The following is a 6,348-nucleotide window of genomic DNA, read 5'->3' on the forward strand; positions in this document are numbered from 1 at the left end:
GCGATGATCGCGATGACCACCAGCAGCTCGATGAGCGTGAACGCCAGGCAACGTGGAAAACCGGATGCTCTGGGGCGGGGCATGAATTGATTCATACCGCACCTCCACCGCTGCGTCAATCGCTCAACCACGCGCGTTTCACGGAGCCGGTCCGCGTTCGAATTCAAACGTAGCGCCCGGGCGTATGCATCCGTCGGCAACGCGGGCGCGCGTCACTTCAACGCGGGACGGACAGGTGGGCCAGCAACTTTCCGTGGATGCCGCCGAAGCCACCGTTGCTGAACACGCACACGACATCGCCACCTTGCGCGTTCTTCACCACATGATTCACGATGGTGTCCACGTCCGGCAAATAGGCGGCTTGTTTGCCGCGCGCCGTCAGATCCGCCATCAAACGACCGGGATCCAGCCGCTCCTCCGGCGACAGCAATTCCAGCCGCGCCACCTGGGACACCACCACCGCGTCGGCGTCGGCAAACGCGCCCGCCAGCTCGGTTTGAAAAACGTTCCGCCGCGTTGTGTTGCTGCGCGGCTCGAACACGGCCCACACCCTGTCGCGCGGGTGCCGTATCCGCAGCGCCCGCAGGGTCTCTCGGATCGCCGTGGGATGGTGCCCGAAATCGTCAATCACCGTCACGCCCCCGGCAACGCCGCGCACTTCCATCCGTCGCCGGATGCCCTTGAATGTGTCGAACGCGGCCTGAATCTGCTTGTTTGACAGCCCGCAATGCTTCGCGCACGCGACGACGGCCAGCGCGTTTCGCACGTTCAGCTCGCCAACCAGGTTCAGGTGGAATTTGAAGCTGGGAATCTCAAACTCGGACGCGGTCGGCGCGAGCTTGAGGTTGAACGCCCGCACGGCGTTGTCTTCGCCGAGGCCGAAACGCTTTACGGGACAATGGGTGACCCTCAGCAGGGGCGCGAGATTCGCGTCGTCGCCGTTGGCCAGCAGCAGTCCGTTCCGGGGGATGAGCCGGATGAAATGGTCGAATGAGCGCTGGACCGCCGCGAGGTTCTCAAAAATGTCCGCGTGATCGAACTCCAGGTTGTTGAGGACGGCAACCTCGGGCAGGTAATGGACGAACTTGCTGCGCTTGTCGAAAAACGCGGTGTCGTACTCATCGCCCTCGATGATGAACCATTCGCTGTCCGTGAACCGCGCCCCCTGCCCCAGGTTGTTCGGAATGCCTCCGATCAGATAGCCGGGATTCAACCCGCTGTGCTCGAACACCCAGGCCAGCAGCGCGGTCGTCGTCGTCTTGCCGTGCGTGCCGGCCACCACAAGCGAGCGTTTGCCGCGGATGAAGAATTCCTTCAGCAGTTCAGGCAGAGAACAGTAACGGAGTTTTTTGTCGAGCGTGGCCTCGGCCTCCGGGTTGCCGCGTGAAACAGCGTTGCCGATGACGACAAGGTCGGGCTTGTGCGCGAGGTTTTGCTCCGCGTAACCGGACATCACCCCGATCTTCCGTTCGGCCAGAAAAGTGGACATCGGCGGATAGACGTTCTGGTCCGAACCCGTCACCTGAAATCCGCGCTCCTGCATCGCCGCCGCTGCCGAGGCCATCGCCGTGCCGCAGACCCCGACGAAGTGAACTGATTTGATTTGCGAAAGCATCAGATTGATTGCGCCGGCGCAAAACACGCCGGAATTCTTTTGTCAAAATCCTGTGGTCTCCGTATCTCCCCGACAAAATCAACTTTTCAATTTATTCTCCAGGATTTGTCCCGCGAGCGCCGGGTTAGCCCTGCCCTTGCTCAGCTTCATGACCTGCCCTTTGAGAAAATTTAACGCTGCCGTCTTCCCGTTCTTGAAATCAGCGACGGGACCGGGATTCGCCGCGATCACTTCGTCGCAGAACTTCTCGATTGCGCCGGTATCACTGACCTGTTTGAGTCCTTTGTCCGATATGATGGCGTCAGGGTCAGTTCTTCCTGTTTCAAACATCTCGTCAATAACCTGCTGGTATCCAACGGAGCTAATCACGCCACGTAAAAACGGGATGGTCACGCCGGCTGCCGAAGGAATCAGCGGAGCCAAGGCCGCCCAGGAACGGTTCTTCGCAAGAAGCCGCGGGCGATACTGTTGAATTACAGTATTTGCAACGCCGCGCAGATCGAGAGCCTTCGAATCTACCGAGGGATTTCCAGCGAGCAATTCCGCCGCGCATTTTTCGAAGTAGTCTCCAGCCTCGACATCAGACTTAAACGTTTCCGCCTGGTCTTTCGTCAGTAAATAATCGCGCATGAACCGCTGCTTGCGCGCCAGCGGCAGTTCCACCATCCGTTTCCGAACTTCTGCCAGCCACTCGTCGGCCGGCACGAACGGCATCAGGTCCGGCTCGGGAAAATAGCGGTAATCATGCGCGTGTTCTTTCGTTCGCATCTCCTCCGTTACGCCCGCCACGTCGTCCCAGCGACGCGTGGATTGGATGAGCTTGCCACCACCCTCGAGCACTTCGATCTGGCGCGGGATTTCGTACTCGAGCGCCTTTCGCGCGCCGGTGAAACTGTTCATGTTTTTAATCTCGATCTTCGCGCCCAGCTCCTTCGCGCCCTTCGGCCGCACGCTCACGTTGACGTCGCAGCGCACCATCCCCTTCTCCATGTCGCAGTCGCTTACACCGCCGTAGGTGAGGATGTCCTTCAGTGCGTTGAGGTACTCGTACGCCATTTCCGCGCTGGTGATGTCCGGTTCGGAGACGATTTCCAGCAGCGGCACGCCGGCGCGGTTGAAGTCCACGCCGCTGTTCCGCTCGAAGTGAAAGTTTTTGCCCACGTCCTCCTCCAGGTGCGCCCGCGTAATGCGGACACGCGAGATCCCGCCGCCGCACTCAAACTCAACATGGCCGTTCACCGTCGAGGGGTCGGCATATTGCGTGATCTGATAATTCTTGGGCACATCGGGATAGAAATAATTCTTGCGGTCGAACTTCGCGTGACGCGACACCGCGCAATTGAGCAGCAGGCCGGTGAGCGCCGTCAAACGCAGCGCCTCTTCGTTCGCCACCGGCAGCACGCCGGGCAGGCCGAGGCAGACCGGGCAGACATTGGTGTTTGGCGGCGCGCCGAATTCGTTGGAGCAGCCGCACCACATCTTCGATTTTGTCTTGAGCTGGACGTGTGTTTCCAGTCCGATGACCGCGTCGTATTCCATAAGGCGGCGGGAATCTAAACAGAGACCAACAGCGGTGAACACGGATTTTTTTGCGGATCAGGCGGTCGTCGTCTTCGCCCCAACGGCGACGGCCCTGCGCGATCCGACGAGTCTTCGGGCGAACCATTGCTGGAATGATTCGAGGTAGAGATAGATGACGGGGGTGATGTAGAGCGTCAGCAGTTGCGAAACCACCAATCCACCCACGACGCAGAGTCCGAGGGGCCGGCGCGATTCGCCGCCCGCGCCGAAACCCAGCGCGATCGGCAGGGTCGCCATCAGCGCGGCCATGGTGGTCATCATGATCGGCCGGAAACGCAACAGACAGCCCTGGAAAATGGCGTCGTACGGCGCTTTGCCCTGTCGTTCGGCGTCAATCGCAAAATCAATCATCATGATGGCATTCTTCTTCACGATGCCGACGAGCATGATGAGCCCGACAAAGGCGTAAATGTTCAGATCCATTTTGAACAGCATCAACGTGACCAGCGCACCGAAACCCGCGGAAGGCAGTCCGGACAGAATCGTAATGGGATGAACGAAGCTTTCGTAAAGAATTCCGAGAATGAGATAGATGATGAGGATGGACATGAGGAGCAGCACGATCAGACCTTTGAATGATGATTGGAACACCTGGGCCGATCCCTGAAAGCTGGCGCTCATTGTCGCCGGCAACTGCAGATCGCGCTGGAGCTTCTGGACCTGTTCGACGGCGGTTCCCAGGGATACGCCCGGCTTGAGATTGAACGAAATGGTGACCGCCGGCAATTGACCAAGATGCGAAATGGTCATGGGTCCAAGGCCGCGCGTCAGTTTCGCCACCGCGCTGAGGGGGATGAGCTTGCCAGTGGACGAGCGGATGTAGAGTTGCGACAGCGCCGCCGGATCGCGTTGATACTGCGGTTCCAGCTCCATCACGACCCAGTACTCGTTGATGTCGGTGTAAATGGTGGAGACCTGGCGCTGGCCATACGCATCGAACAGCGCGTTTTCAATCTGTTCGGCCGTCACGCCGAGGGCGGAGGCCTTGTCGCGATTTATTTCGACCGTCACCTGCGGACTTGCGATCAACAGATCGCTCGACACATCCTGAAACCCCGGAAGTTCAGACATCTTGTCCACAAGAATGGGCGTCCAGTGATACAGTTCCTTTGTGTCGGCGCCCTGGAGCGTGAACTGATAAAGCGACTTTGAAAGGCGGCCGCTTGCGCGGATCAGCGGCGGGTTCTGCATGTAAACATTGATGCCGGGGATTTGGGCGAGCTTCTTACGCAGTTCCTGGATGATCTCATTCGAATCCAGCTTGCGCTTCGAACGTGGTTTCAAGTGCATGAACATGCGCCCCTGATTGCCGGAAGACCTGCCGCCGATGGCCGACATGAACTGCTCCACATTCGGATCGGCGCCAACGATTTTCGCCGCCGTAACCTGGTGTTCGCGCATGGCATCGAATGAGATTCCCTGTTGCGCCTCGGTGATCGCGAATATCTGCCCGGTGTCCTCGTCAGGAAAGAAACCCTTGGGAATGACGTAAATCAGCCAGGCGGTCGCCACCAGTACCGCAAAAGACATCATGAGCGTGGCCAGACGATGACGCATGACTGCCCGCAACGTGCGTTCGTAGAGTTTGTACATGCCCTGAAAAAAGCGTTCCGTCGTCGCGTACACCCTCCCGTGTTTTTGCTTGCCGGGCGGTTTCACAAACCGGCTGCACAACATCGGCGTCAGCGTCAGGGAAACAAAGCCCGACACCAGCACCGCGGCCACAATGGTGACAGCAAATTCATGCAGCAAACGTCCCAGAATTCCGCCCATGAACAGCACGGGGACAAACACCGCCGCCAGACTCAGGGTCATGGAGATGATCGTGAAACCGATCTCACGCGAACCGTTGAAAGCCGCTTCCATGGGCGATTCGCCTTCCTCCATGTGCCGCACGATGTTCTCAAGCATCACAATCGCATCGTCCACCACAAACCCGACGCAGAGCGTCAGGGACATCAACGAAAGGTTGTCCAGACTGTAGTTGAGGAGATACATCACGGCGAACGTGCCAATGATGGACATTGGCAGCGCAAGGCTGGGGATCACGGTCGCCGAGAGATTGCGCAGGAACAGAAAGATGACCAGCACCACGAGAAAAACCGTCAGCTTGAGCGTGAATTCGACGTCGCCCACCGATTCGCGGATGGAATCCGAGCGGTCATGCAGGATTTCGAGGTTTATCGCGGCCGGAAGCTGCGCGTGGAACTGCGGGAGCAGCCTCTTGATCGCGTCCACGGTTTCGACGGTGTTCACGCCCGGCTGTCGTTGAATGGCCAGCACGACCGCCGGGGTGTTATTGTGCCAGCTGATCGTTTTGTCGTCCTGCACACTGTCGAACACACGTCCCAGCTCCTCCAGCCGCACAGGCCGGCCGTTGCGGTACGCGACAATCAACGGGCGATAATCCGCCGCCTTCTGAAGCTGGCCGGACGCCTGAATCGTGAACGCCTGATGGTGGCCGTAGAGCGTGCCGGTGGGCAGGTTCACGTTGCCGGCGTCGATTGCCTGTCGCACCTCGTCAATGCCAATGCCACGGGACGCGAGCTTGTTGGGATCGAGTTGCACGCGCACGGCATATTGCTGCGAACCAAACACGGAGACCTGCGCCACTCCGTTGATCATCGAGATCCGTTGTGCCAGCATCGTTTCGCCGTAATCATCCACCATCGAAAGCGGGAGTGTGACCGAGGACAACGCGAGATAGAGGATGGGCGAATCCGCGGGGTTGACCTTGCTGTAGGTGGGCGGGGTCGGCATGTCGGGCGGCAGTTGTCGCGCCGCCTTGGCGATGGACGCCTGTACATCCTGGGCCGCCGCGTCAATATTACGGTCCAGTGTGAACTGAATGGTGATTTGTGAACTGCCGAGTGAGCTCGAGGAGGTCATCGAATCCACACCGGCAATGGTCGAAAACTGTTTTTCCAGAGGTGTGGCCACCGCGGAAGCCATCGTTTCCGGACTTGCGCCGGGCAGGCTCGCAGAGACCTGGATGGTCGGATAATCAACGCTCGGCAGGTCGCTGACCGGCAGGAATCGGAAACTGATGATGCCAAACAGCAGAATGCCCGACATGACCAGCGTGGTCATCACCGGCCGGCGGATGAATAGGGCGGGAATGCTCATGCCGGGTTGTCAGACTTCCTGTCCGT

3 protein-coding genes are annotated in these 6,348 nt (G+C 59.1%); all 3 read right to left on the minus strand.

Features of this window, described 5'->3' with window-relative positions:
- Positions 1 to 217: 217 nt before the first annotated feature.
- Positions 218 to 1,615 carry a UDP-N-acetylmuramate:L-alanyl-gamma-D-glutamyl-meso-diaminopimelate ligase gene (mpl, locus tag VN887_14600; protein ID HXT41238.1) on the minus strand — a complete coding sequence of 466 codons (1,398 nt, stop codon included), beginning with the start codon at positions 1,613 to 1,615 and terminating at the stop codon, positions 218 to 220.
- Between the two features lie 78 nt (positions 1,616 to 1,693).
- Positions 1,694 to 3,154, minus strand: a complete 1,461-nt coding sequence (gene gatB, locus VN887_14605) for an Asp-tRNA(Asn)/Glu-tRNA(Gln) amidotransferase subunit GatB (GenBank protein ID HXT41239.1) — start codon at positions 3,152 to 3,154, stop codon at positions 1,694 to 1,696.
- A gap of 57 nt (positions 3,155 to 3,211) precedes the next feature.
- Entirely contained in the window at positions 3,212 to 6,322 is a 3,111-nt protein-coding gene (locus VN887_14610; protein ID HXT41240.1) for a multidrug efflux RND transporter permease subunit, read from the minus strand.
- Positions 6,323 to 6,348 lie beyond the last annotated feature (26 nt).

It is taken from the genome of Candidatus Angelobacter sp. (assembly GCA_035607015.1).
GTDB lineage: Bacteria > Verrucomicrobiota > Verrucomicrobiia > Limisphaerales > AV2 > AV2.

Bases quoted from the DNA above. Each gene is read 5' to 3' on its own strand.
- mpl (HXT41238.1), bottom strand. From the start codon at position 1,615: ATGCTTTCGCAAATCAAATCAGTTCACTTCGTCGGGGTCTGCGGCACG.
- gatB (HXT41239.1), bottom strand. From the start codon at position 3,154: ATGGAATACGACGCGGTCATCGGACTGGAAACACACGTCCAGCTCAAG.
- VN887_14610 (HXT41240.1), bottom strand. From the start codon at position 6,322: ATGAGCATTCCCGCCCTATTCATCCGCCGGCCGGTGATGACCACGCTG.